Here is a 23,771-nt window from a genome sequence, read left to right as displayed (position 1 = left end):
GAGGGGCAATGGAGTTCGCTTTTTATATCTGTGGCCTGGTCGCCATCCTGACGACGGTACGCGTAATAACGCATACCAACCCGGTGCACGCCTTGCTGTATCTGATTGTGTCGCTGCTGGCTATTGCCGGGGTCTTCTTTTCACTCGGCGCTTACTTCGCCGGTGCGCTGGAGATCATCGTTTACGCCGGGGCCATCATGGTGCTGTTCGTGTTTGTGGTGATGATGCTGAACCTTGGCAATACCGTGGTCGAGCAGGAGCGCAATTGGCTGTCGCCGCAAATCTGGATCGGCCCGGCGCTGCTCTCTGCGGTGCTGCTGGTGGTGATGGTTTACGCCATTCTGGGCGTTAACGATCAGGGTATCGACGGGGCGGCGATTAGCGCGAAAGCGGTTGGTATTACGCTGTTTGGCCCTTACGTTCTGGCCGTGGAGCTGGCCTCCATGCTGCTGTTGGCGGGTCTGGTTGTGGCCTTCCATTTGGGGCGCGAAGACAGGGCCGGTGAAGTGCTGAGCAATCGCACCGATGACCGCGCGAAAAGAAAAACGGAGGAGCAAGCATGATCCCCTTACAACATGGACTGATCCTCGCGGCGATTTTGTTTGTTTTGGGTCTGACCGGTCTGGTTATCCGCCGCAATCTGCTGTTTATGCTGATTGGGCTGGAAATCATGATTAACGCTGCTGCGCTGGCCTTTGTGGTTGCCGGCAGCTACTGGGGACAGACCGACGGGCAGGTGATGTATATCCTCGCCATTAGCCTCGCGGCTGCGGAAGCGAGTATTGGCCTGGCGTTGCTGCTGCAACTCCATCGTCGCCGCCAGAATCTGAATATCGATTCAGTAAGTGAGATGCGTGGATGAACATGCTCGCCTTAACCATTATTCTGCCTTTTATTGGCTTTGTCTTACTGGCCTTTTCCCGCGGGCGCTGGTCAGAGAATCTTTCTGCGACCGTTGGCGTTGGCTCGATTGGCCTCGCGGCGCTGGTGACCGTCCTTGTTGGCGTTGATTTCTTCAACAACGGTCAGCAGGCGTTTTCGCAACCGCTGTGGACGTGGATGGCGGTCGGTGATTTCAACATCGGTTTCAACCTGGTGCTGGACGGCCTGTCGCTGACCATGCTTTCGGTCGTCACCGGCGTGGGTTTCCTGATCCATATGTTCGCCTCCTGGTATATGCGCGGAGAAGAGGGCTACTCCCGTTTCTTCGCCTACACCAACCTGTTTATCGCCAGCATGGTGGTACTGGTGCTGGCGGATAACCTGCTGCTGATGTATCTCGGCTGGGAAGGCGTGGGCTTGTGTTCCTATCTGCTGATCGGTTTCTACTACACCGATCCGAAGAATGGCGCAGCGGCGATGAAAGCGTTCGTCGTTACCCGTGTGGGTGACGTCTTCCTCGCTTTCGCGCTGTTCATCCTTTACAACGAGCTGGGCACGCTGAACTTCCGCGAAATGGTTGAGCTGGCACCGCAGCACTTCGCCAACGGCAATAACATGCTGATGTGGGCGACGCTGATGCTGCTGGGCGGTGCGGTCGGTAAGTCTGCGCAACTGCCGTTGCAGACATGGCTGGCAGACGCAATGGCTGGCCCGACGCCGGTTTCCGCGCTGATCCACGCTGCCACCATGGTGACCGCCGGTGTTTACCTGATTGCCCGTACGCATGGGCTGTTCCTGATGACGCCGGAAGTGCTGCATCTGGTCGGTATCGTCGGTGCGGTAACGCTGCTGATGGCCGGTTTTGCCGCGCTGGTACAGACGGATATCAAACGCGTACTTGCCTACTCCACCATGAGCCAGATTGGTTATATGTTCCTGGCGCTGGGCGTGCAGGCCTGGGACGCGGCGATTTTCCACCTGATGACGCATGCGTTCTTTAAAGCGCTGCTGTTCCTGTCGTCCGGTTCGGTGATCCTCGCCTGCCATCACGAGCAGAACATCTTCAAAATGGGTGGCCTGCGTAAGTCGATTCCGCTGGTCTACGCCTGCTTCCTGGTCGGCGGCGCGGCGCTGTCGGCGCTGCCATTGCTGACCGCAGGCTTCTTCAGTAAGGACGAAATCCTTGCCGGTGCGGTAGCAAACGGCCATGTCAATCTGATGATTGCCGGTCTGGTGGGCGCGTTTATGACATCGCTGTACACCTTCCGCCTGATTTTCATTGTCTTCCACGGGAAAGAACAGATTCACGCTCACGCAGGGAAGGGGATCACCCATCATCTGCCGCTGATTGTGCTGCTGGTGCTCTCCACCTTTATTGGCGCGATGATTGTGCCGCCGCTGAGAGGCGTGCTGCCAGAAACCACCGAGCTGGCGCACAGCAGCGTGGTCATGCTGGAAGTGGCGTCCGGTGCGGTTGCCGTCATCGGTATTTTGCTGGCGGCCTGGCTGTGGCTGGGTAAACGTACGCTGGTGCACTCGATTGCCAACAGCGCGACAGGTCGTTTCTTCGGGACCTGGTGGTTCAATGCCTGGGGCTTCGATGCGCTGTACGACCGCATCTTCGTGAAGCCGTATCTTGGCATTGCCTGGCTGCTGAAGAGCGATCCGCTGAATGCGCTAATGAACATTCCGGCGATCCTGTCGCGCTTTGCAGGCAAAGGGCTGCTGTTTAGCGAGAACGGGTATCTGCGCTGGTATGTCGCGTCGATGAGCATTGGCGCTGTCGTGGTGCTGGCGTTGCTGATGGTATTGCGCTGAGTTTGTGGCTTGGGATTGTGCCCGGTGGCGCTGCGCTTACCGGGCCTACGAGAGCTCAGGTCGGAGAAGCGAAGTGCCATCCGACATAACAAACCCAAAAATAATTTTTTAGAATTCGTTGAAAATCTGTTCCTGAAGTACAGGCGTCATCGGCGAAGTCAGACCGAAGACCGCCAGCGCAGAGCAACCGGAGCGTACTGAAGTACGTGAGGATTGCGAGCACTGCCGGGATTTGGGCTGGCGAGTGAGATAGCCTGAGCAGGAGTAAATATAAGGGACATACTTAGCTATGTTATTACCCTGGTTAATACTAATCCCCTTTATCGGCGGCTTTCTCTGCTGGCAGACCGAACGCTTCGGCGTGAAGGTGCCGCGCTGGATCGCCCTGATCACCATGGGACTGACGCTGGCGCTTTCCCTGCAACTCTGGATGCAGGGCGGCTACTCTCTGACGCAATCCACCGGTCTGCCTGCCTGGCAGGAAGAGTTTAAACTGGCGTGGATCCCACGCTTCGGCATCAATATTCATCTGGCGATGGACGGTTTGTCGTTGCTGATGGTGGTGCTGACCGGTTTCCTCGGCGTGCTGGCGGTACTCTGCTCCTGGCGTGAAATCGAGAAATATCAGGGTTTCTTCCATCTCAACCTGATGTGGATTCTGGGCGGTGTTATCGGCGTGTTCCTTGCCATCGACATGTTCCTGTTCTTCTTCTTCTGGGAAATGATGCTGGTGCCGATGTACTTCCTGATTGCTCTGTGGGGCCACAAAGCCTCCGACGGGAAGACGCGTATTACCGCTGCGACCAAGTTCTTCATCTATACCCAGGCCAGTGGTCTGGTGATGTTGATTGCCATCCTGGCGCTGGTCGTGGTGCACTATAACGCGACCGGCGTCTGGACATTCGACTATGAAGACCTGCTGAAAACGCCGATGTCCGACCACGTCGAATATCTGCTGATGCTGGGCTTCTTCATCGCCTTCGCGGTGAAAATGCCGGTGGTGCCGCTGCACGGTTGGTTACCGGATGCGCACTCGCAGGCGCCGACCGCGGGTTCCGTGGACCTGGCGGGGATCCTGCTGAAAACCGCGGCCTACGGTTTGCTGCGCTTCTCGCTGCCGCTGTTCCCGAACGCTTCCGCAGAGTTTGCCCCCATCGCCATGTGGCTGGGCGTCATCGGTATTTTCTACGGTGCGTGGATGGCGTTCACCCAGACGGATATCAAACGCCTGATTGCGTACACCTCGGTGTCCCACATGGGCTTCGTGCTGATTGCTATCTACACCGGCAGCCAGTTGGCCTATCAGGGCGCGGTTATCCAGATGATTGCGCACGGTCTTTCTGCGGCGGGTCTGTTTATCCTGTGCGGTCAGCTGTACGAACGCCTGCATACCCGCGACATGCGTATGATGGGCGGGCTGTGGAGCAAGATTAAATGGTTGCCGGCGCTGTCGATGTTCTTCGCTGTCGCCACGTTGGGTATGCCGGGTACCGGTAACTTCGTCGGTGAATTCATGATCCTCTTCGGCAGCTACCAGGTTGTGCCGATGATCACGGTGATTTCCACCTTCGGTCTGGTTTTCGCATCGGTTTACTCACTGGCAATGCTGCATCGCGCCTATTTCGGTAAAGCGAAAAGCGAACTGGCCAGCAAGGAACTGCCGGGGCTGTCACTGCGCGAGCTGTTTATGATCCTGATCCTGGTTGTACTTCTTGTACTGCTTGGCTTCTATCCGCAGCCGATTCTGGATACCTCGCATGCCGCGATGGGTAATATCCAGCAGTGGTTTGTTAACTCTATTACTACTACAAGGCCGTAAATCGCCATGACAATTACTCCACAACACCTGATTGCGCTGCTGCCGCTGCTGATCGTCGGATTGACGGTGGTGGTTGTGATGCTCTCCATTGCGTGGCGACGCAACCATTTCCTCAATGCCACGTTGTCGGTCATCGGCCTGAACGTCGCGTTGCTCTCCCTGTGGTTTGTCGGACAGGCAGGAGCAATGGATGTGACGCCGCTGATGCGCGTCGATGGTTACGCCATGCTCTACACCGGGCTGGTGCTACTGGCGAGCCTTGCCACCTGCACCTTCGCCTATCCGTGGCTGGAAGGGTATAGCGACAACAAAGAAGAGTTTTATCTGCTGGTACTGATTGCCGCAATGGGCGGCATTCTGTTGGCTAACGCCAACCATATGGCGGCGTTGTTCCTTGGTATTGAACTGATCTCCCTGCCGCTGTTCGGGCTGGTGGGTTATGCCTTCCGCCAGAAACGTTCTCTGGAAGCCAGTATCAAGTACACCATTCTGTCTGCCGCAGCCTCTTCTTTCCTGCTGTTCGGTATTGCGCTGGTGTACGCGCAGACCGGGAATCTGGCATTTGTTGCTATCGGTAAGAGCCTCGGTGAAGGCATGCTGCACGAGCCGCTGCTGCTGGCGGGTCTGGGTCTGATGATTGTCGGTCTCGGTTTCAAACTCTCGCTGGTGCCGTTCCACCTGTGGACGCCGGACGTTTATCAAGGCGCGCCTGCACCGGTCTCCACCTTCCTGGCGACCGCCAGCAAAATCGCCATCTTTGGTGTGCTGATGCGTTTGTTCCTCTATGCGCCGGTCGGCGAAAGTGAAGCCGTGCGTGTGGTACTGGGTCTTATCGCCTTTGTTTCCATCATCTTCGGTAACCTGATGGCGCTGAGCCAGACCAACATCAAACGTCTGCTCGGTTTCTCTTCCATCTCGCACCTCGGCTATTTGCTGGTAGCGTTGATTGCGCTGCAGAGCGGCCAGATGTCGATGGAAACCGTTGGTGTTTATCTGGCAGGTTACCTGTTCAGCAGCCTCGGCGCGTTTGGCGTGGTGAGCCTGATGTCCAGCCCGTATCGTGGCCCGGACGCAGAATCACTTTACTCCTACCGTGGTCTGTTCTGGCACCGTCCTATTCTCTCGGCGGTTCTGACGGTGATGATGCTGTCGCTGGCAGGTATTCCGATGACCTTAGGCTTTATCGGTAAGTTCTACATCCTCGCCGTTGGCGTCGAGGCGCACCTGTGGTGGTTGACGGGCGCTGTGGTGGTCGGTTCGGCGATTGGTTTGTATTACTACCTGCGCGTGGCGGTGAGCCTCTATCTGAGTGCGCCGCAGCAGCTGAACCGCGATGCGCCGTCCGACTGGGCCTACAGTGCTGGCGGGATTGTGGTGCTGATCTCTGCCTTGCTGGTACTGCTGTTGGGTATTTACCCGCAGCCGCTGATCAGTATCGTACAGTTAGCGCTGCCGATGATGTAATGGCGTACAGCGCATAAAGAAAAACCGCCGGGCTGCAAACCCGGCGGTTTTTTTATGGCGCAGAAATTACTTCGCCAGTAACGGCTGTGAAGCAACCTGATGGTGGCTAATCAGCGGGCCGCGTACGTTATTGGCCGCGCGGTCGAGCACTTCCTGAATCACTGACGAAAGCTCGTTGATTTCGAACTTCGCAACATAGCCATCGGCCTGCACTTTACGTACGTGATCTTCGTTCGCGCTACCGGAGAGTGACGAGTGGATCACCACCGGAATGTTTTTCAGGCGCGGATCGGTTTTGATCAGACGCGTTAAAGTAAAACCGTCCATTTCCGGCATTTCAAGATCAGTCAGTACCATGGCGATCTTATCGCTAACCGGTATACCTTCACTGTCGGCCTGCTGCGCCAGAAGCTGGATTTTCTCCCACGCATCTTTGCCGGTGATATGCATGTCGGTCGGAATTTGCATCGAGTTGAGGCCTTTTTCCAGCATGGCGCGCGCCACTTTGGAATCTTCCGCCACAATCGCCACCGAGCCCGCTTTCAGATTGAATTTCTTGTCCGGTACATGATCGCCATGTACGTCGTGATCCGCAGGCACAATGTCATACAGGATCTGCTCAACATCCAGCACCATCGCCAGATTGTTGGTGTCCTTATCGTCATCCAGGCAGGCAATGCTGGTGATATAACGACCATTGATCGCTTTCTCAGCCGTATGCACTTGTTTCCAGTCCAGGCGAGTGATGTTATCTACTGACTCCACCGCAAAGGCCTGTACGCTACGGGCATATTCTGTGATTAACAAAATATTGAGGCCGGTCGTGGGCTTGCAGCCCGCAACCGCTGCCAGGTCAATCACCGGGATCACCTGGTCGCGGATATTGACCATCCCCAGTAAGGGCGGTTTCATTCCGGCAGGGCGAGTGAAGGTGGGCATCGGCACAATTTCGCGCAATTTAAACACGTTGATACCAAACAGCTCTGATTTCGTGGAATCTAACGATGTGCCGAGACGAAACAGCAACAGCTCAAACCGGTTCGACAGAGTAAGATTCGCCCTGTCATCGATGTCTTTCTGGAAATTATCCATCATGCCCTCAATAGAAAATGCCTGCGTATATCTATTATCGGCATGCGGGGAAAAAAATAGAGTGCCTAAATTAAAATCAAATGTGAACCAACGCAAAATCCTCAGCCAGAGTTGTTTGCGCAAAGAGCGCCTGGCATTCGGCCAGCAATGCCTGGCTACCTTTCTCGTCATAGCGTGAACTGAGGTGAGTAATCACCAGCCGGCCTGCGCCCGCGTTCAGCGCCAGTTGCGCGGCCTGCTGCGTTGAACTGTGACCGCGGCTATTCGCTTTCTCCTCCATTGCGCTTTCCAGCGTGGCTTCATGCACCAGCAGATCCACACCGCGCGCCAGTTCAAGCGATGCAGGGCAAGGAGAGGTATCGCCAAAAATCGCCAGCTTTTTACCCGGCTCTGCCGGAGCAAGATAATCAGCACCGCACAGCGTGCGGCCATCTTCCAGCGTCACCGTTTCACCCGCTTTTAATTTCTGAAACAGCGGCCCTGGCGTTACGCCTGCGGCGATCAGCGCAGCCGCATCCAGTGCGCCGGGCTTATCATGCTCCTCAATACGATAACCGTAGCACTCCACCGGGTGCGCCAGCGGGTAAGCCGTGACTTTGCGCAGACCGTCATCCACCACCAGCCCGGCTGTTACTTCATGGATTGTCAACGGATAGCCGGTCCATGAACCGCTCAGCCGTAAGGTTGTTTCCACAAACTCGCGAATGCCTTGCGGACCATAAATATCCAGCGGCTGAACATTCCCGGCCATCGAGCGGCTGCACAGTAACCCCGGCAAACCAAACAGGTGATCGCCATGCAGATGAGTGATAAAAATTTTGTCCAGCTTGCCAGGATGGAACGCCGTGCGCAGCATCTGGTGCTGCGTGCCTTCGCCGCAATCAAACAACCAAAGCCCAGCGCGGGTTGGGTGCTGTAAATTCAACAGCATCGCCGTTACGTTACGCGTGCGCGTCGGGACACCGGCGGAGGTGCCCAGGAAAATCAGTTCCACAGTTTTGCTCTGCCCAAATCACAAAAAATTGAGTATAACGGGATGATAACAAATAAGGAGCAAGAGATGATCCGCTGGCAAGATCTGCACCATTCTGAACTCACCGTTGCTGAACTTTACGCCGCGCTGAAGCTGCGCTGCGAAGTGTTTGTTGTCGAGCAAACCTGCCCCTATCTGGACGTAGATGGCGATGACCTGACAGGAGAAAACCGGCATATCCTCGGCTGGAAAGAGGATCAACTGGTGGCGTATGCGAGGATTCTGAAAAGTGATGATGATCTGTCGCCCGTGGTGATTGGCCGGGTGATTGTCAGCGCTCAGGTCAGAGGGGAAAAACTGGGCTACCAGTTGATGGAACGCGCCGTGAACGCCTGTGAGCAACATTGGCCGCAGCACGCGCTGTACCTGGGGGCGCAGGCACATCTGCAATCTTTTTATGCGCACTTTGGCTTTCAGCCGGTGACGGATGTCTATGATGAAGACGGCATTGCGCACATCGGAATGGCGCGGGAGATCCGCCAGGCGTAACCCGCCGTGTTTGTCTATAGTTAGCGGACAGGTGCATAACATGGAGACAAACGATGTCATATCACTCTTATGATTCAAACATTGATGACGACCTGACCCTGCTGAGCGAAACGCTGGAAGAAGTCCTCCGCTCCTCGGGCGACCCTGCAGACCAGAAGTACATCGAACTCAAAGCCCGCGCCGAGCAGGCGCTGCATGACGTGAAAAACCGCATCAGCAGCGCGTCGGATACCTACTACTATCGGGCGAAAAAAGCGGTGTATCGCGCCGACGATTATGTTCATGAAAAACCGTGGCAGGGCATCGGTGCCGGTGCTGCTGTCGGTCTGGTGCTCGGCCTGCTACTGGCCCGCCGCTAACGCTTCACTTCCCCTCCCTGGAAGGGGGTACTGTTATTACGTTTAGTACCCCGTATACTATGTGGTTTTTAACAGGGAGGGGCTCGCGTGCTTTCCATTTCCTCTGCGCTTGGCGACCTGTATCGCCACCTGACCGAAGGTTTTCCGCGGTCGCCTGGTTTTCACTTTTTTGATGCGCCTTTCCCGTTAAACGACGCTTTCGATCCGCTGGCATGGCTCGCCAGTCAGCCTGTCTGGCCGCAATTTTACTGGCAGCAGCGTAGCGGCGACGAAGAGACGGCCGCGCTTGGCGCGCTCTGCCGCTTCTCATCGTTACCTCTCGCCCAGCAATTTTTACACGCCTTGCCAGAAGATGTTCGTGTCTGGGGGCTGAATGCCTTTGATCCTTCGCAGGGATCGCTGTTTTTGCCGCGCCTTGAGTGGCGTCGTGAAGGCGGAAGCGCGATGTTACGGCTTTACCTCTACAGCGAGACCTCACTGTATGACGACGCCAAACAGGCAGCGGAGTTTTTGCAGGCGCTTTCGCCTTTCACCCCGCTTGCCAACCTGAAACAGCAGCCATGTCTTGCGCAGCGCCACTACCCGGAGCGTGATGCCTGGAACAGCCTGATCGCGCAGGCGCTGGATACGCTGGAAAGCGCCGCGCTGGATAAAGTGGTACTCGCCAGAGCGACCGATTATTCCTATGCAAATGCCGTGGATGCCGCTTCGCTGATAGCTGCCAGCCGCCGCGTTAATTACCACTGTTTCCACTTTATGATGGCCTTTGATGCGCAGAATGCCTTTTTAGGATCTTCGCCGGAGCGCCTGTGGCGGCGACGCGGCAATGCATTGCGTACCGAAGCGCTGGCCGGCACGGTGGCCGGTCATGACGACGATCGGCAGGCGCAGCGCCTGGCCGACTGGCTGATGAGCGACGATAAAAATCAGCGGGAAAATATGCTGGTGGTGGAAGATATCTGCCAGCGTTTGCAGCAGCAGACGGCGGCGCTTGATGTGCTGCCGCCGCAAATCGTCAGGCTGCGTAATGTTCAGCACCTCCGGCGTTGTATCTGGAGCGATTTACAAACGCCCGACGACGCATTATGCCTGCAACTATTGCAGCCGACGGCCGCCGTCGCCGGGTTACCGCGCCGCGCCGCGTGGGACTTTATTCAGCGCCACGAACCGTTCGCCCGTGAATGGTATGCCGGTTCGGCGGGATATTTATCCCGTCAGCAGAGTGAATTCTGCGTCGCGCTACGCTCAGCAAAAGTGAGCGGCAGTACCGTTCGGCTGTACGCCGGAGCCGGCATTGTGCCTGGCTCGGACGCCGGGCAAGAGTGGCAGGAAATTGATAATAAAGCGGCGGGCCTGCGATCTTTATTAGAACTTACGCACGCATAACCGATTCATATCAAGATTCGATTTTTTCTGATTATTTATACTGAACAGCAATATTGATACCGGACAAACTCATGTCAATCAGTTCATTTAACCGACGCTGGGCGACGGTGATCCTTGAGGCCCTTACCCGTCATGGCGTCAGGCATGTTTGTATTGCCCCCGGATCGCGTTCCACCCCCTTAACGCTGGCGGCAGCGGAAAATAGCGCTTTTATTCACCATACGCATTTTGATGAGCGGGGTTTAGGCCACCTTGCGCTGGGGCTGGCGAAAGCGAGCAAAGAGCCCGTCGCGGTTATCGTGACGTCCGGTACGGCGGTGGCAAATCTCTATCCCGCACTGATCGAAGCCGGTCTGACCGGCGAAAAGCTGGTGCTGCTCACCGCCGATCGTCCGCCGGAGCTGATTGATTGCGGGGCAAACCAGGCTATCCGCCAGCCGGGAATGTTTGCTTCGCATCCCGCTGAATCGCTCGCGTTGCCACGTCCGTCGCAGGATATCCCGGCCCGCTGGCTGGTGTCGGCTATTGATAACGTGCTCGGCTCGCTGCATAGCGGGGCGGTACACATTAACTGTCCGTTCGCTGAACCTCTGTATGGCGAAATGGATGAAAGCGGCCTTGCCTGGCAACTGGCGCTGGGCGACTGGTGGCAGGATGATAAACCGTGGCTGCAAACACCGAACAACGTCAGTAGCGAAAAGCAGCGTGACTGGTTTTTCTGGCGGCAAAAACGCGGCGTCATTGTGGCTGGTCGTATGAGTGCGAGCGAAGGCAAGCTGCTGGCCGAATGGGCGAAAACGCTCGGCTGGCCATTAATGGGCGATGTTTTATCCCAGACCGGCCAGCCGTTGCCGTGCGCCGATCTGTGGCTCGGCAACAGCCGTGCGACAGAAGAGCTGGCTCAGGCGCAAATTGTGTTGCAGTTTGGCAGCAGCCTGACCGGTAAACGGCTACTTCAGTGGCAGGCGACCTGCGAACCGCAAGAATACTGGCTGATTGATAATCTACAGGGGCGGCTGGATCCGGCGCACCATCGCGGGCGTCGGCTGGTTTCGGATGTCGCCGGTTGGCTGGCGTTACATCCGGCGGAGCCGCGCGCGCCCTGGAGCGTGGAACTGCCTCAGCTCTCCGCGCAGGCGTGGGACAGGGTTGCGGCGCAGCGTGAAACCTTTGGCGAAGCACAGCTTGCGCACCGCATTGCCGATTATTTACCGCAACAGGGGCAGCTTTTTCTCGGCAACAGCCTGGTGGTACGGCTGGTGGATGCGCTCGGGCAGATCCCGGCGGGCTATCCGGTATTCAGCAACCGCGGCGCCAGCGGCATCGATGGTTTGTTATCGACTTCAGCAGGTGTGCAGCGCGCCAGCGCTCGTCCGACGCTGGCAATCGTCGGCGATCTTTCTGCCCTCTACGATCTGAATGCGCTGGCGTTGTTGCGCCAGGTGTCTGCGCCTTTTGTCCTGCTGGTGGTGAACAACAACGGCGGGCAAATCTTTTCTCTGCTGCCGACGCCGCCCGCCGAGCGCGAGCAGTTCTATCTGATGCCGCAGAACGTGCATTTTGACCACGCAGCAGCAATGTTCGGTCTTGATTACCATCGTCCGGAAAGCTGGGAAGCGCTGGAGCTGGCGTTATCCGGCGCCTGGCATAAACCGGGTGCTACGCTGATTGAACTGGTGGTCAACGACACGGATGGTGCGCAGACATTGCAAACGCTGCTGGCGCAGGTGAGCCAGTTGTGACGCTGCACGGGCGCGCTATCTCCGCCGACAGGCCGCAACCGTGGCTGGTCTTTTTGCACGGTTTTTCCGGCGATAACCGCGAGTGGCAAGCGGTCAGTGAAACGCTGGCTGCGTTCCCCCGGCTTTTGCTCGATCTGCCTGGGCATGGCGGTTCCGCCGATCTTTCTGTGACCTCGTTCGATGAGATGGACGCACTTCTGCGGGCAACGCTTGTTCGTTACAACATACAAAACTACTGGTTGATGGGCTATTCGCTGGGCGGGCGAATTTCGCTGTATCACGCCTGCCAGCATCCTGCCGGTTTGTGCGGTGTCGTGGTGGAAGGAGGGCACCCGGGTTTGTCTGATGAAACCAGCCGCCGCGAACGTCTGGCATCAGACCGACAATGGGCGGCGCGTTTTCGTCAGCAGCCGCTGGAGACCGTCTTTGATGCCTGGTACCGGCAGCCGGTTTTTGCCTCGCTCAGCGAGCCGCAGCGCGCGGCGCTGGTCGCATTGCGCAGTCAGAACAATGGTGCAACGCTTGCCGCTATGCTGGAGGCCACATCGCTGGCGCAGCAGCCCGATCTTCGCAGCGCATTACAGGCGCTTTCCATTCCTGTTCATTATTTATACGGTGAATATGACAGTAAGTTTCAGGCGCTGGCGACGCAAGTCACCGCCCACTGTCACGCCATTCCTGCCGCCGGGCACAATGCGCACCGGGAAAATCCCGCAGCCGTTGCTGACATCCTGGCGCGAATTCTGCGTCTTGAGATAAAGGACACACTATGATCTATCCAGATGAAAGCATGCTTTACGCGCCGGTTGAGTGGCGTGACTGTTCCGAAGGTTACACCGACATTCGTTACCAGAAGTCTGCCGACGGGATTGCCAAAATCACCATTAACCGCCCGCAGGTGCGCAATGCGTTCCGTCCGCTGACGGTGAAAGAGATGATCCAGGCGCTGGCCGATGCGCGGTATGACGACAGCGTTGGCGTTATTATTCTGACCGGCGAAGGCGACAAAGCATTTTGCTCGGGCGGCGATCAGAAAGTGCGCGGCGATTACGGCGGCTACCAGGATGACTCCGGCGTACATCATCTTAACGTGCTCGATTTCCAGCGCCAGATCCGCACCTGCCCGAAACCGGTAGTGGCGATGGTGGCTGGCTATTCCATTGGCGGCGGTCATGTGCTGCATATGATGTGCGATCTGACCATTGCGGCAGAGAACGCCATTTTCGGTCAGACCGGCCCGAAAGTCGGCTCCTTTGATGGCGGCTGGGGCGCGTCTTACATGGCGCGCATCGTCGGGCAGAAAAAAGCCCGCGAAATCTGGTTCCTCTGCCGTCAGTACGACGCGCAACAGGCTCTGGATATGGGGCTGGTGAACACGGTGGTGCCGGTGGCGGATCTGGAGAAAGAGACCGTGCGCTGGTGCCGTGAAATGCTGCAAAACAGCCCGATGGCGCTGCGTTGCCTGAAAGCGGCGCTGAATGCTGACTGCGACGGCCAGGCGGGTCTGCAAGAGCTGGCGGGTAATGCCACCATGTTGTTCTATATGACCGAAGAGGGCCAGGAAGGGCGCAACGCCTTTAACCAGAAACGTCAGCCCGATTTCAGCAAATTCAAACGGAATCCATAATGCGACAGGCGCAACTTTATCGCTGGCAAATCCCGCTCGATGCGGGCGTCGTGCTGCGTGAGCGGCGCCTGAAAACCCGCGACGGCTTATTTGTCCATTTGCAGGTTGACGGGCGCGAAGGATGGGGAGAGATCTCCCCGCTGCCGGGCTTTAGCCATGAAACGCTGGACGAGGCGCAACAGGCGGCCATCAACTGGCTGCGTGGCTGGCGTGAAGATAAAACATTATCGCTGCCCGAACAGCCGTCAGTGGCATTTGGTCTGAGCTGTGCGCTGGCGGAACTGCACGGCGAATTACCGCAACAGGCGGACTATCGCGCCGCCATGCTGTGCACTGGCGATCCGGACGAGCTGTTTGCTGCGCTGGCTGCTTTGCCGGGTGAAAAAGTGGCGAAAGTGAAGGTCGGGTTATACGAAGCGGTGCGCGATGGCATGGTGGTTAACCTGTTGCTGGAGTCGATCCCCGATCTACGCCTGCGTCTGGACGCCAACCGCGCCTGGACACCGCTGAAGGCGCAGCAGTTTGCCAAATATGTAAACCCGGAATACCGCTCACGCATTGCCTTTCTCGAAGAGCCGTGCAAAACCCCCGCAGAGTCGCTGGCCTTTGCCCGCGAAAGCGGAATCACTATCGCCTGGGATGAGAGCCTGCGCGATGATGGTTTTCAGCTTACGCCGCAGCAAGGATTGGGCGCGGTAGTGATCAAACCCACGCTGACCGGCAGTTTGCAGCGGGTGCAGCAGCAGGTTGCCGCCGCAAAAGCGCTCGGGCTGACGGTGGTGATCAGTTCGTCTATTGAATCCAGCCTTGGCCTGACGCAGCTCGCGCGCATTGCCGCCTGGCTGACGCCTGGCACCATTCCCGGGCTGGATACCTTACAACTGATGCAGTGCCAGCTCCTGCGCCGCTGGCCAGAGAGCGATTTACCCTGTTTACAGACAGAGGTACTGGAACCACTACTATGACCTTTACGGACTGGCCCTGGCGGCACTGGCGGCAGGTTCGCGGCGATCAGATTGCGGCGCGCCTTGAACAGCAGACCCTGAACTGGCGCGAACTGTGCGCGCGTATTGATGCACTGGCCAGCGGTTTTGCGCGCCAGGGGGTGAACGCCGGTGATGGCGTGATGCTGCGGGCGCGTAATCATCCGGATACGCTACTGGCATGGCTGGCGCTGTTGCAATGCGGCGCACGCGTCTTGCCGGTGAACCCGCAACTGCCCGCCGTGTTGCTGGATGCACTCTTACCGCAACTGACGTTGCGCTTTGTGCTGGATTTGGATGCTGGCGGCGACTGGCACGGGCTGGACGCGCTGGTGCTTGATGAACTCGCTGGCGAGCATGCCGTGGCGTGGCAGCCGCAGCGTCTGGCGTCGATGACGCTGACTTCCGGCTCCACCGGCCTGCCGAAAGCGGCTGCTCACACGTTTCATGCTCATCTCGCCAGCGCCCAGGGCGTGCTGGCGTTGATTCCCTATGCTGATAATGATGACTGGCTGCTGTCGCTGCCGCTGTTTCACGTCTCCGGGCAGGGGATTTTGTGGCGCTGGCTGCTGGCCGGGGCGCGGATCGCCGTGCAGCCTGCACGATCTTTGGCACAGGCGCTGGTCGGTTGCACGCATGCTTCGCTGGTGCCGACGCAACTGTGGCGCTTACTCAACGACAACGCATCGGTATCGTTGAAAGCGGTCCTGCTGGGCGGCGCGGCGATCCCGGTGGCGCTGACGCAGCAGGCGCATGAGCGTGGTATTCGCTGTTTTTGCGGCTATGGTCTGACAGAGTTTGCCTCGACGGTCTGCGCCAAAGAAGCTGACGGCGCGCCGGATGTTGGTTACGCCCTGCCAGGACGCGAAGTGAAAATTGTTGATGAAGAGGTCTGGCTGCGGGCGGAGAGCATGGCGTCAGGCTACTGGCGCGACGGCGATCTTCTGCCGCTGGTGAACAGTGAAGGCTGGTTTGCCACCCGCGATCGCGGAGTGCTCCACGGCGGTTGCCTCACTATCCGTGGCCGGCTGGATAACCTTTTCTTCAGCGGCGGGGAAGGGATTCAGCCGGAAGAGGTGGAACGCGTGATCGCGCGTCATCCACAGGTTCAGCAGGTTATGGTTGTGCCGGTTGATGATGCCGAGTTCGGCCAGCGCCCGGTGGCGGTGGTGGAGTGTGAAGGCGGCGTTGATGCGGCTGCGCTGTCAGCGTGGGTGAGCGATAAACTGGCTCGTTTTCAGCAGCCGCTGCGCTGGCTGGCGATGCCTGCTGAGCTTAAAAATGGCGGGATCAAAATCTCGCGGCGCGCGGTGCTTCAGTGGGCGAATGCCGCCGTTAATGGCACGGTGTAGTAGTCTTTTCCACGTATTGCGAGCCGCCTCGGGAAAATGCGCGGCCAAAAAAACAGAACGTGAAGGTTGTGTTACGTTGCGCGAAGGAATACTGACGCAGGGATTGCTATGCACAACGCTTCTTCCTCCGCTCCGCATGATGCGGTGTTTCGTAAATTGTTGGCCCACACGGAAACGGCGCGCGATTTTTTCGATATCCACTTACCGGAACGTTTAAAAGTACTCTGTGATTTAAATACGTTACGCCTGGAATCGGGAAGTTTTGTCGAGGAGGATCTGCGCAACTGTTATGCCGATATCCTCTATTCGCTGAAAACAGCGTCGGGTGAAGGTTATCTTTACGCACTGATCGAACATCAAAGCTCACCGGATAAAAATATGGCCTTTCGCCTGATGCGTTATGCCATTGCAGCGATGCAGCGTCACCTGGATAAAGGGTATAGCGAGCTGCCGCTGGTGATCCCGCTACTTTTTTATCATGGACGGGTAACGCCCTATCCCTGGTCGCTGCGTTGGCTGGACGCTTTTCAGCTGCCTGCGCAGGCTCAGTCGCTTTATACTAGCGCGTTTCCGCTGGTGGACGTCACCTGTATTCCTGATGACGAGATTGCCCGGCATCGCCGGATAGCTATGCTCGAATTATTGCAGAAGCATGTGCGGCTGCGGGACACGGTGGAACTTCAGGAGCAACTGGTGGCGTTATTGTCTCTGGGATACACTGGCAGCGCTCAGTTGAAAACGTTGCTGAATTACCTGTTGCAGGCCGGGCATACCCGGGATCCGGCATCGTTTTTAGACGCAATAGCCAGCGGAACAAGGGATCATCAGCATAAGGAGGCGTTAATGAACATTGCGCAGTTTCTCAGAGACGAAGGCATGGCACAGGGCTTTACGCAAGGCAGAGACGAAGGCATACGGCAGGAAGCGTTACGTATTGCCAGAGCGATGCTGGAAAAGGGGATCAGGCCCGACGATGTGGTAACACTGACCGGGCTTCCGGCTGACGTGGTTGAGCAGGCCAGCCACTGAGGTTTACAGCAATCCTTTCAGGGTTAATGTCCTGCGGGTGGCGTCGTTGAGATCGTAACGGTGCAGGTCCGCAGGCATCACCCACGCAAAATCCTGAAACTCGTCATTGATGCTGACTTCACGGTTGGCGCTGATGCAGTCGAAGATCAGGTAAATCATGTAGATCTGCTCTTTCGTGCCGTCGGGGTAGGTTTTCATTCGCGTATCATCGCGAAAGGTCCACGGCGTTATCTGGCTTAACACCAGGTCATCGCCCAGCTCTTCGCGGATCTCTCTGCGCAGCGCTTCTTCAATCCGCTCGCCCGGCTCCACTCCGCCACCTGACAAAGCCCACTGGCCGGGAAAGACGCCACGGTCATCGGCCATTTTGCATAACAGGTACGCGCCATCATTTTGAATCAGCGGGCAGACAATTGTCCGTTGTCGCATTGGTCTCTCCTTGATAATGAGGAAAAGTCTGCGCAACGTTATAGCACACTGCGGCGCAGAAAAAGTGCGCGGCTTAGCGCATCATTCCTTTTTTATTCATTATGCGAAAAGAAAAATAAGCATATAATCAGTAGCTTTGGGAAATTGGCTTGAAATGTGCGGATATCAAAAATGAAAAAAGTGGCTTTATTAGGGTTAGCCAGTCTGCTGCTGGCATCTGCCGGCGCGCAGGCTGTGAGTTTGAATGGTCAGCTTGGTAAGGATTACAGCAACTTAGGTTTCGGGTTTGGTACTGAAACCAGCGGTATTGCCGTAACCGGCAACTGGGCGCACAGCGAAGATGATGGTGAAGTCGCTGGTCTGGGTCTGGGCTATAACCTTCCGCTGGGGCCGTTCCTGGCAACTGTCGGCGGTAAAGGCCTTTACATCAGCCCGGATTCCGGCAGCGACGGTTATGCCATCGCGGTCGGCGGTGGCCTGCAATGGAAAATCGCCAGCAGCTTCAGCCTGTTCGGCGAATATTACTACTCGCCGGATTCGCTCTCCAGCGGTGTGAAAGAGTACCAGGAAGCGAACGCCGGTGCGCGTTACACCATTATGCGCCCGCTGACCGTTGAAGCCGGTTATCGCTATATCGATATGACCGGTAAAGAAGGTCATCGCGATAACGCCGTGGCCGATGGCCCGTATGTCGGCGTAAGCGCCAGCTTCTGATCCCCCGGCGCGGCGTTCGTCCGCGCCAGTTTATTGCCTTTTTTACCCCGCACATGCGTTATAGTGTTTCAACCTCGATTGCTGGAGATAACAATGTTAAACGTGGAGATGCTGTCCACCGGCGATGAAGTGCTGCATGGTCAGATTGTGGATACCAACGCGGCATGGCTGGCGGACTTTTTCTTTAATCAGGGACTGCCGTTAACGCGCCGCAACACCGTCGGCGATAATCTCAATGATCTGGTTGCCATTCTGCGCGAGCGCAGCGAACACGCGGATGTGCTGATTGTAAACGGCGGTCTTGGGCCAACCAGCGACGATCTGAGCGCGCTGGCGGCGGCGACGGCCAAAGGTGAAGAGCTGGTGCTCCACGAAGCCTGGCTGGCGCAAATGGAGCGTTTTTTCAGTGAACGCGGCCGCGTGATGGCGCCCAGCAACCGCAAACAGGCGGAAATCCCGGCCAGCGCGGAACTGGTCGATAACCCGGTCGGCACCGCGTGCGGTTTTGCTGTTCAACTTAACCGCTGTCTGATGTTCTTTACCCCCGGCGTGCCGTCTGAATTCAGGGTGATGGTTGAGCACGAAATCCTGCCGCGTCTGCGTGCGCGTTTTACGCTGCCAGAACCGCCGATTTGTCTGCGTCTGACCACCTTTGGCCGCTCGGAAAGCGATCTGGCGCAAAGCCTGGCACACCTCGAATTACCTGAAGGCGTGGTGATGGGTTACCGCTCATCAATGCCGATTATTGAATTGAAACTGACCGGTCCGGCGGAGCATCGCGCGGCGATGGAAGCCGTATGGCCGCAAGTGAAGCGTGTCGCCGGTGAGAGCCTGATTTTTGAAGGCACTGTCGGCTTACCGGCGCTGCTTGCCGCGCGGTTGCGCGAGCGCCAGCTTAGCCTGACCCTGAGCGAGCAGTTCACCGGAGGGCTGGTCGCGCTGCAACTTTCCCGGGCCGGTGCGCCGCTGCTGGCCAGCGAAGTGTTGCCGTCGCAGGCGGAAGAACTGGCGCAAAGCGCGCGCTGGACGACCGAACTGCGCAACCGGCATCTCGCCGGGCTGGCGCTGACCGTGACTGGTCTGGAAGAGGATCACCTCAACTTTGCGCTTGCCACGCCGGAAGGGACGCAGGCGCTGCGGGTGAAATTCAACACCAATCGTCACGATCTGGTCGTGCGTCAGGAAGTGTGTGCGATGATGGCGCTCAATATCCTGCGCCGCTGGCTGGAAGGTAAAGATCTGGCCAGCGATCACGGCTGGATCAATGTCGTCGAAACCTTGTCGGTGTAATTCCGAAAGAAAGGGTAACGGCTTGCCGTTACCCTAATGCTTGCGCCAGCAGGGTGATGGGATGTTCGCAGCGCTTGCTGGTGGACATCTCAATCTGCCATTTACAGGTTTCGCAATCCGTCACCACCAGGTCGGCGCCGCTGGCCTCAATCTGGGCAAACAGCGGCGCGCCGATGGCCTGCGAAGTCGTGTAGTTCTCGCTTTTAAAACCGTACGTGCCAGCGATACCGCAGCAGCGGGAGTCCAGCACCGTCAGTTCCAGCCCCGGAATGCGCCGCAGCAGCTCCAGCGTATAGTGCGTCCAGCCCATTTTTTCCATATGACACGGGGTGTGATAGACCACCTTCAGCGGTGTCTCGCGCAGCGTCAGCTTTTTCCCTTCATCCAGCATGCGCCAGATCCAGCGCGTCGCCAGATCGATGTGTGAGCGCACCTGGCTGTTATCCACATCCAGCAGATGCGGATACTCATCGCGCAGGGTGAAAGCGCAGGTGGAAGAGGTGGCGATCACCGGTAAGCCTTGCTCGCCAACGGCTTGCGTCAGCGACTGCACATTGAATTGCGCCTGTTTTTTCGCTTTTGCGAAGAAGCCATTGGCAATCAGCGGCACGCCGCAACACTTCTCCCGCTGTAATAACTGCACGCCAATGCCCATGTCGTTCAGCAGACGAATCAGATCTTTGCCCAATTGCGGATGGTTGTAATTGACATAGCAGCCGTGAAAAAACGCCACCTGTTGCGGAAATGCCCGCTGTTGCGCGGCAATGCTACGATACCAGCGGCGAAACGTGCCGTGAGAGTATTTCGGCAGCGTGCGGTGGTGATCGATTTTCAGCGTCTTATCAAGTAACTGGCGTACCGGCTTTAACGCCGTAGCGGTGTTGACGAGCGGAGCAACGGGCGTTGACAGCGAGCCCATCAAATCCGTATGGCTGAGGATAGCATTACGCAGCGAGAACGGTTTTGCCGCGTACTGGACGCGGGCGCGCTGAATAATGTCGCCAATCTTCACCCCGGAAGGGCAGGCGGTTTCACAGCGTTTACAGTTGGTGCAATACTTCAGCGCATCGTCATACAGCGCGGCATCTTTCAGACGCAGCCGTTCGCCATCGGGACCGGCCTGTTTCGGGCCGGGGTAATTGGGGTTGACCCGGCTGACCGGGCATGCGGTGGTGCATGCGGTGCATTTAATACAGCTTTCGAACTGCGTGCTGTTCATTGTTCGCCTCCTTGTGCAATGATCTGCTGCGCGGCATGCAGCGCCGTTACGGCGCAAACCCCGCCGCCGCATCCCTGAGCGACCGCATCGAACCCGCCCAGCACCGAACCAATAACATAAAGATTCTCCACGACAGCGCCCTGGCGCAGGCCGCGCAGTTGCGCGTCGGTCCGGACGCCAAATTGCTGCCACGGCTGGCTGTCAAACACATCGTCGCGATACCAGTCGCTGCGCTTGTCGCTCTGCATGACATCCAGATCAAAGACCGCCTCCCGCACGCGATCGCGCCCGGCGATCAGGCCATTGCTGAAGAAGCTACCGCTGGCCAGCACTACGTGGCGCGCGCGCAGCGGAATGTCTTCATGCTTACGGGTCCAGAGCTGTGTGACATGGTTGTTGCTGATGTCAGCACGCAACACGTCATCGCCCGGCATCCAGCTCCCGCCTTGTTGAATAAAACGCTGCTGCAACAATAACTGCATGCGCATTCCCGGTACGGAGGGCGGCAGCGTTGGCAGCAGGCGCAGCGGGCAGGCTAATTGTTTATTCAGTTGGGTAAATACGTGGTTGTCCGTCAGGCCGAAGCAGGCGGGCAGCCAGAGCATCCCGTATTGCTGGCTGAGCGGAAGCAGCGCGTTATACAGTTCGCTATAGTGCTCCGACGCATCCAGCAGGCGGGCAATATTCACCGCGCGGAACTCGCTGGGGTTATCGCGCAGCCTGTCCAGCGCTGGCAGTTCAATCTCTTCGGCATAGGCATCGATGCCGCGTTTACGCAGCGCGCCTGCGGCCAGTTGCGGCTGAAAATCAAGAAACCCGCTAATGCCGACCACCGCAGTTCGCTGTTGCGCCTCTGTTTTGCGCGGTACTTCCTGCGGGCTAAGCCAGGCGCGGCGAAACGTGCCCAGCGGCGTCACGCGGTGATGCTGTGTATCAATCTCTCCCTGCAACGCCAGATTACAGTCGGCGAGCAGGGTTTGCGCCTGCTGCGCGTAGTGTCGCACCGCTTTCGCACCCAGCAGCGCGTAAGGATGCGCGCCGTAGTGTTGTTCCAGCAGGGCAATCGCGCTGTCGATGTCGGTAACCGGTTGTCCATCCGGCAGAAAAGAGAGCAGATCCAGCGAGCCGGAGGAGAAACTCAGCGCGCTCTGGCCCCGGCTGATAATCGCGCAGCGCTGCCCGCTTTCACTCAGGCGAATACCGCATAGCAGCCCTGCCAGACCGCCGCCGATGATGACCGTATCAAATCTCATCTTCTGCCTCCTTTTCCAGACCACATAATCCCTGGTAAACCCAACGCGTGAACTCGCTTTCGCGCAGGGCATTGCCCCAGGCCACCGGCTTCACGCCTTTCCAGCGCTCATTAAGGAAATCACGCAACTGGCTGAGCGACTCGGTTTCGCTGGTAACATGCAGACGGTTTAACAGCCCGGCAGCGCGACAGGCGCATAATTCACCCTGGCAGGTGCCCATGCCGACGCGCGTGCGGCGGCGTAAATCGAGCAGCGAATGGACATTCAGGTTTTCCACCGCGTACTGCACTTCGCCCGCCGTCACGGCTTCACATTCGCAGACCAGGCTGCGGTTGTGGCGATCGCTGCCGAGCCAGTTGGGTGTGCGATCGCCGTGACGATAAACCGCAGAACCGCGCAGCGGCGTTGGCAGTGAGATGATTTTTTTCAGTGTCTGCTCGGTTGATTCCCGGGAGCCAGGCAGCGGCGTGGAAGCGGTGGTGCAGGCCGAGCTGTGGTTCAGTTTTTGGCAGACCGCGTCCGTTGCCCATTCGGCCATCAGGCGGTAAGTCATCAGTTTGCCGCCGGTAATGGTGATAAACCCTTCCAGCCCGTCGCGCTGTGCGTGATCCAGCAGCACAATGCCCCGGCTGACATTGCGGCCGCTCGGATCGTCGTCGCTGGCTACCAACGGACGCACACCCGCATAGGCGCGCAGAATGCGCGTTTGCGCCATGACCGGCGCCAGTTTTTCCCCTTCGCGCAGCAGAATATCCACCTCTTCCGGCGTCACGCGGACGTTATCGATATCGGCGTAATCAATGTGCGTGGAGGTGGTGCCGATCAGCGAAATGGTGTCGCCAGGCACCAGAATATCGGCATCGGCAGGTTTACGGCAGCGGTTAATGACCCGCTGATTGATGCGGTGATCGAGAATTAACAGCGCGCCTTTGGCCGGGAACATGCGAATGCGCAGATCGGCATATTCCGCGATGCGCTGGCCCCAGATCCCGGCGGCGTTCACCACCACCGGCGCGTAAAGTTGCAGGTTTTCGCCGCTGGCAGGATGCCAGAGATTCACGCCGCTCACGCGATCGCCATGGCGAATCAACCCGCACACTTCGTGGCCGGTAAGGATTTTTGCTCCGTGCTCACGCGCATCCAGCATATTGCTGGCGGTCAGGCGGAAAGGATCAACCGTCCCATCCGGCACGCGTACAGCGCCGAGCAGCGTTGGGTTAACGCTCGGTTCTAACCGCAGCGCGTCCTGTGGCGAAATCGCCTGCGCCGGAATGCCTGCCTGCTGGCAGCAATCGATAAACTGGCTTTGATAGACCAAATCATCTTCCGGCAGCGTAATGAACAGACCATCGGTGGGTTCAACGCAGTGGCGGGCAATGCGTTTGAGAATTTGGTTCTCTGCAATGCATTCGCGCGCAGATTCATTATCGGTGACTGCATAGCGCGCCCCGCTGTGCAGCAGGCCGTGGTTGCGGCCGGTTGCGCCGGTGGCGATATCGTGACGTTCGATCAGCACCGCGCGCAGTCCGCGCAGGGCGCAGTCACGGGCTATCCCGGCACCGGTGGCTCCGCCGCCAATAATGATCACATCGTAATCAGGAGAGTTATGCATCTTCGCGTCCCTGTGGCCGACTTTCAGATGCAACCATTTAGCCACACTATGGGTGTGGTTTGTTTGATATCGCGCATATTCGAGCAAATAACGAAAGTGAAACGCGCTTTCATGCGTGAAATTAGACTCTTGTCATATTTCTGTAACATATATTGCGACAACCCGTTCTCTCTACGTAA

General features: G+C 57.6%; 22 protein-coding genes. 16 read left to right on the top strand and 6 right to left on the bottom strand.

Annotation, left to right across the window (positions count from 1 at the left end; genetic code table 11):
• Positions 1-8: 8 nt before the first annotated feature.
• The 5 genes from nuoJ to nuoN all read left to right on the top strand — a co-directional run bounded on the left by nuoJ (position 9) and on the right by nuoN (position 5,983).
• Positions 9-563 carry an NADH-quinone oxidoreductase subunit J gene (gene nuoJ, locus C0557_RS17030; RefSeq protein WP_208659732.1) on the top strand — a complete coding sequence of 185 codons (555 nt, stop codon included), beginning with the start codon at positions 9-11 and terminating at the stop codon, positions 561-563.
• A complete protein-coding gene (gene nuoK / locus C0557_RS17025) occupies positions 560-862 on the top strand; it encodes an NADH-quinone oxidoreductase subunit NuoK (RefSeq protein WP_002463445.1) in 303 nt (100 codons plus the stop codon). The genes nuoJ and nuoK overlap by 4 nt, the downstream gene beginning before the upstream one ends.
• Positions 859-2,700, top strand: a complete 1,842-nt coding sequence (gene nuoL / locus C0557_RS17020; RefSeq protein ID WP_043952903.1) for an NADH-quinone oxidoreductase subunit L — start codon at positions 859-861, stop codon at positions 2,698-2,700. The genes nuoK and nuoL overlap by 4 nt, the downstream gene beginning before the upstream one ends.
• Before the next feature lie 289 nt (positions 2,701-2,989).
• Positions 2,990-4,519 carry an NADH-quinone oxidoreductase subunit M gene (gene nuoM, locus C0557_RS17015; RefSeq protein WP_007371098.1) on the top strand — a complete coding sequence of 510 codons (1,530 nt, stop codon included), beginning with the start codon at positions 2,990-2,992 and terminating at the stop codon, positions 4,517-4,519.
• Positions 4,520-4,525: 6 nt separating this feature from the next.
• On the top strand, positions 4,526-5,983 hold the full coding sequence (nuoN, locus tag C0557_RS17010; RefSeq protein ID WP_074780039.1) for an NADH-quinone oxidoreductase subunit NuoN: 1,458 nt from the start codon (positions 4,526-4,528) through the stop codon (positions 5,981-5,983).
• A gap of 66 nt (positions 5,984-6,049) precedes the next feature.
• Here nuoN and C0557_RS17005 read toward each other — a convergent pair whose 3' ends face one another.
• Both C0557_RS17005 and rbn read right to left on the bottom strand, forming a co-directional pair.
• Entirely contained in the window at positions 6,050-7,075 is a 1,026-nt protein-coding gene (locus C0557_RS17005; RefSeq protein ID WP_074780133.1) for a chemotaxis protein, read from the bottom strand.
• 76 nt (positions 7,076-7,151) lie between these two features.
• Positions 7,152-8,069, bottom strand: coding sequence for a ribonuclease BN (rbn, locus tag C0557_RS17000; RefSeq protein WP_208659730.1), 918 nt, complete (start codon positions 8,067-8,069; stop codon positions 7,152-7,154).
• 66 nt (positions 8,070-8,135) lie between these two features.
• Here rbn and C0557_RS16995 point away from each other — a divergent pair, with 66 nt between their 5' ends.
• The 9 genes from C0557_RS16995 to C0557_RS16955 all read left to right on the top strand — a co-directional run bounded on the left by C0557_RS16995 (position 8,136) and on the right by C0557_RS16955 (position 17,075).
• Positions 8,136-8,597 (top strand): GNAT family N-acetyltransferase, encoded by a 462-nt coding sequence (locus tag C0557_RS16995; RefSeq protein WP_208659728.1) that lies wholly within the window; start codon positions 8,136-8,138, stop codon positions 8,595-8,597.
• 53 nt (positions 8,598-8,650) lie between these two features.
• The gene (gene elaB / locus C0557_RS16990) at positions 8,651-8,956 is read left to right on the top strand and encodes a stress response protein ElaB (RefSeq protein ID WP_208659726.1); all 306 of its coding nucleotides are present in this window, start codon (positions 8,651-8,653) and stop codon (positions 8,954-8,956) included.
• A gap of 87 nt (positions 8,957-9,043) precedes the next feature.
• On the top strand, positions 9,044-10,342 hold the full coding sequence (menF, locus tag C0557_RS16985; protein ID WP_208659723.1) for an isochorismate synthase MenF: 1,299 nt from the start codon (positions 9,044-9,046) through the stop codon (positions 10,340-10,342).
• Positions 10,343-10,413: 71 nt separating this feature from the next.
• The gene (gene menD / locus C0557_RS16980; protein ID WP_208659721.1) at positions 10,414-12,084 is read left to right on the top strand and encodes a 2-succinyl-5-enolpyruvyl-6-hydroxy-3-cyclohexene-1-carboxylic-acid synthase; all 1,671 of its coding nucleotides are present in this window, start codon (positions 10,414-10,416) and stop codon (positions 12,082-12,084) included.
• Complete coding sequence (gene menH, locus C0557_RS16975; RefSeq protein ID WP_208659719.1) at positions 12,081-12,857, top strand: 2-succinyl-6-hydroxy-2,4-cyclohexadiene-1-carboxylate synthase; 777 nt, start codon at positions 12,081-12,083, stop codon at positions 12,855-12,857. The genes menD and menH overlap by 4 nt, the downstream gene beginning before the upstream one ends.
• The gene (menB, locus tag C0557_RS16970) at positions 12,854-13,711 is read left to right on the top strand and encodes a 1,4-dihydroxy-2-naphthoyl-CoA synthase (protein WP_208659717.1); all 858 of its coding nucleotides are present in this window, start codon (positions 12,854-12,856) and stop codon (positions 13,709-13,711) included. The genes menH and menB overlap by 4 nt, the downstream gene beginning before the upstream one ends.
• On the top strand, positions 13,711-14,676 hold the full coding sequence (gene menC / locus C0557_RS16965; protein WP_208659715.1) for an o-succinylbenzoate synthase: 966 nt from the start codon (positions 13,711-13,713) through the stop codon (positions 14,674-14,676). The genes menB and menC overlap by 1 nt, the downstream gene beginning before the upstream one ends.
• Positions 14,673-16,046: an o-succinylbenzoate--CoA ligase gene (menE, locus tag C0557_RS16960; protein WP_208659712.1), complete on the top strand. Its 1,374-nt coding sequence runs from the start codon at positions 14,673-14,675 to the stop codon at positions 16,044-16,046. Before menC ends, menE begins: the two co-directional genes overlap by 4 nt.
• Positions 16,047-16,154: 108 nt before the next feature.
• Entirely contained in the window at positions 16,155-17,075 is a 921-nt protein-coding gene (locus tag C0557_RS16955; RefSeq protein WP_208659710.1) for an Rpn family recombination-promoting nuclease/putative transposase, read from the top strand.
• A gap of 3 nt (positions 17,076-17,078) precedes the next feature.
• Here C0557_RS16955 and nudI read toward each other — a convergent pair whose 3' ends face one another.
• A complete protein-coding gene (gene nudI / locus C0557_RS16950) occupies positions 17,079-17,504 on the bottom strand; it encodes a nucleoside triphosphatase NudI (protein ID WP_208659708.1) in 426 nt (141 codons plus the stop codon).
• 171 nt (positions 17,505-17,675) lie between these two features.
• Here nudI and C0557_RS16945 point away from each other — a divergent pair, with 171 nt between their 5' ends.
• Positions 17,676-18,218 (top strand): YfaZ family outer membrane protein, encoded by a 543-nt coding sequence (locus C0557_RS16945; RefSeq protein WP_007371111.1) that lies wholly within the window; start codon positions 17,676-17,678, stop codon positions 18,216-18,218.
• Positions 18,219-18,311: 93 nt separating this feature from the next.
• Complete coding sequence (locus tag C0557_RS16940; protein WP_074780069.1) at positions 18,312-19,508, top strand: nicotinamide mononucleotide deamidase-related protein YfaY; 1,197 nt, start codon at positions 18,312-18,314, stop codon at positions 19,506-19,508.
• A gap of 28 nt (positions 19,509-19,536) precedes the next feature.
• Here the strand turns inward: C0557_RS16940 and glpC are convergent, their stop codons facing one another.
• Genes glpC through glpA form a run of 3 tightly spaced genes read right to left on the bottom strand, consistent with a single transcriptional unit; the run spans position 19,537 to position 23,592 of the window.
• Entirely contained in the window at positions 19,537-20,727 is a 1,191-nt protein-coding gene (glpC, locus tag C0557_RS16935; protein ID WP_208659706.1) for an anaerobic glycerol-3-phosphate dehydrogenase subunit GlpC, read from the bottom strand.
• On the bottom strand, positions 20,724-21,980 hold the full coding sequence (gene glpB / locus C0557_RS16930) for a glycerol-3-phosphate dehydrogenase subunit GlpB (RefSeq protein WP_208659703.1): 1,257 nt from the start codon (positions 21,978-21,980) through the stop codon (positions 20,724-20,726). The genes glpC and glpB overlap by 4 nt, the downstream gene beginning before the upstream one ends.
• A complete protein-coding gene (gene glpA / locus C0557_RS16925) occupies positions 21,970-23,592 on the bottom strand; it encodes an anaerobic glycerol-3-phosphate dehydrogenase subunit A (protein WP_208659701.1) in 1,623 nt (540 codons plus the stop codon). The genes glpB and glpA overlap by 11 nt, the downstream gene beginning before the upstream one ends.
• Positions 23,593-23,771 lie beyond the last annotated feature (179 nt).

It is taken from the genome of Kosakonia sp. MUSA4 (assembly GCF_013085925.1).
GTDB classification, from domain to species: Bacteria; Pseudomonadota; Gammaproteobacteria; order Enterobacterales; family Enterobacteriaceae; genus Kosakonia; species Kosakonia sacchari_B.
The sequence above is the reverse complement of the archived record's forward strand: the minus strand, read 5'-3'. Positions and strand labels throughout refer to the sequence as shown.

Excerpts from the sequence above, each read along its gene's own strand:
- glpC (WP_208659706.1), bottom strand. The coding sequence starts at position 20,727 with ATGAACAGCACGCAGTTCGAAAGCTGTATTAAATGCACCGCATGCACC.
- nuoN (WP_074780039.1), top strand. The coding sequence starts at position 4,526 with ATGACAATTACTCCACAACACCTGATTGCGCTGCTGCCGCTGCTGATC.
- nuoK (WP_002463445.1), top strand. The coding sequence starts at position 560 with ATGATCCCCTTACAACATGGACTGATCCTCGCGGCGATTTTGTTTGTT.
- C0557_RS16945 (WP_007371111.1), top strand. The coding sequence starts at position 17,676 with ATGAAAAAAGTGGCTTTATTAGGGTTAGCCAGTCTGCTGCTGGCATCT.
- C0557_RS16955 (WP_208659710.1), top strand. The coding sequence starts at position 16,155 with ATGCACAACGCTTCTTCCTCCGCTCCGCATGATGCGGTGTTTCGTAAA.
- nudI (WP_208659708.1), bottom strand. The coding sequence starts at position 17,504 with ATGCGACAACGGACAATTGTCTGCCCGCTGATTCAAAATGATGGCGCG.
- menC (WP_208659715.1), top strand. The coding sequence starts at position 13,711 with ATGCGACAGGCGCAACTTTATCGCTGGCAAATCCCGCTCGATGCGGGC.
- glpB (WP_208659703.1), bottom strand. The coding sequence starts at position 21,980 with ATGAGATTTGATACGGTCATCATCGGCGGCGGTCTGGCAGGGCTGCTA.
- elaB (WP_208659726.1), top strand. The coding sequence starts at position 8,651 with ATGTCATATCACTCTTATGATTCAAACATTGATGACGACCTGACCCTG.
- nuoM (WP_007371098.1), top strand. The coding sequence starts at position 2,990 with ATGTTATTACCCTGGTTAATACTAATCCCCTTTATCGGCGGCTTTCTC.
- menE (WP_208659712.1), top strand. The coding sequence starts at position 14,673 with ATGACCTTTACGGACTGGCCCTGGCGGCACTGGCGGCAGGTTCGCGGC.
- nuoJ (WP_208659732.1), top strand. The coding sequence starts at position 9 with ATGGAGTTCGCTTTTTATATCTGTGGCCTGGTCGCCATCCTGACGACG.
- C0557_RS16995 (WP_208659728.1), top strand. The coding sequence starts at position 8,136 with ATGATCCGCTGGCAAGATCTGCACCATTCTGAACTCACCGTTGCTGAA.
- C0557_RS17005 (WP_074780133.1), bottom strand. The coding sequence starts at position 7,075 with ATGGATAATTTCCAGAAAGACATCGATGACAGGGCGAATCTTACTCTG.
- nuoL (WP_043952903.1), top strand. The coding sequence starts at position 859 with ATGAACATGCTCGCCTTAACCATTATTCTGCCTTTTATTGGCTTTGTC.
- C0557_RS16940 (WP_074780069.1), top strand. The coding sequence starts at position 18,312 with ATGTTAAACGTGGAGATGCTGTCCACCGGCGATGAAGTGCTGCATGGT.
- glpA (WP_208659701.1), bottom strand. The coding sequence starts at position 23,592 with ATGCATAACTCTCCTGATTACGATGTGATCATTATTGGCGGCGGAGCC.
- menB (WP_208659717.1), top strand. The coding sequence starts at position 12,854 with ATGATCTATCCAGATGAAAGCATGCTTTACGCGCCGGTTGAGTGGCGT.
- menD (WP_208659721.1), top strand. The coding sequence starts at position 10,414 with ATGTCAATCAGTTCATTTAACCGACGCTGGGCGACGGTGATCCTTGAG.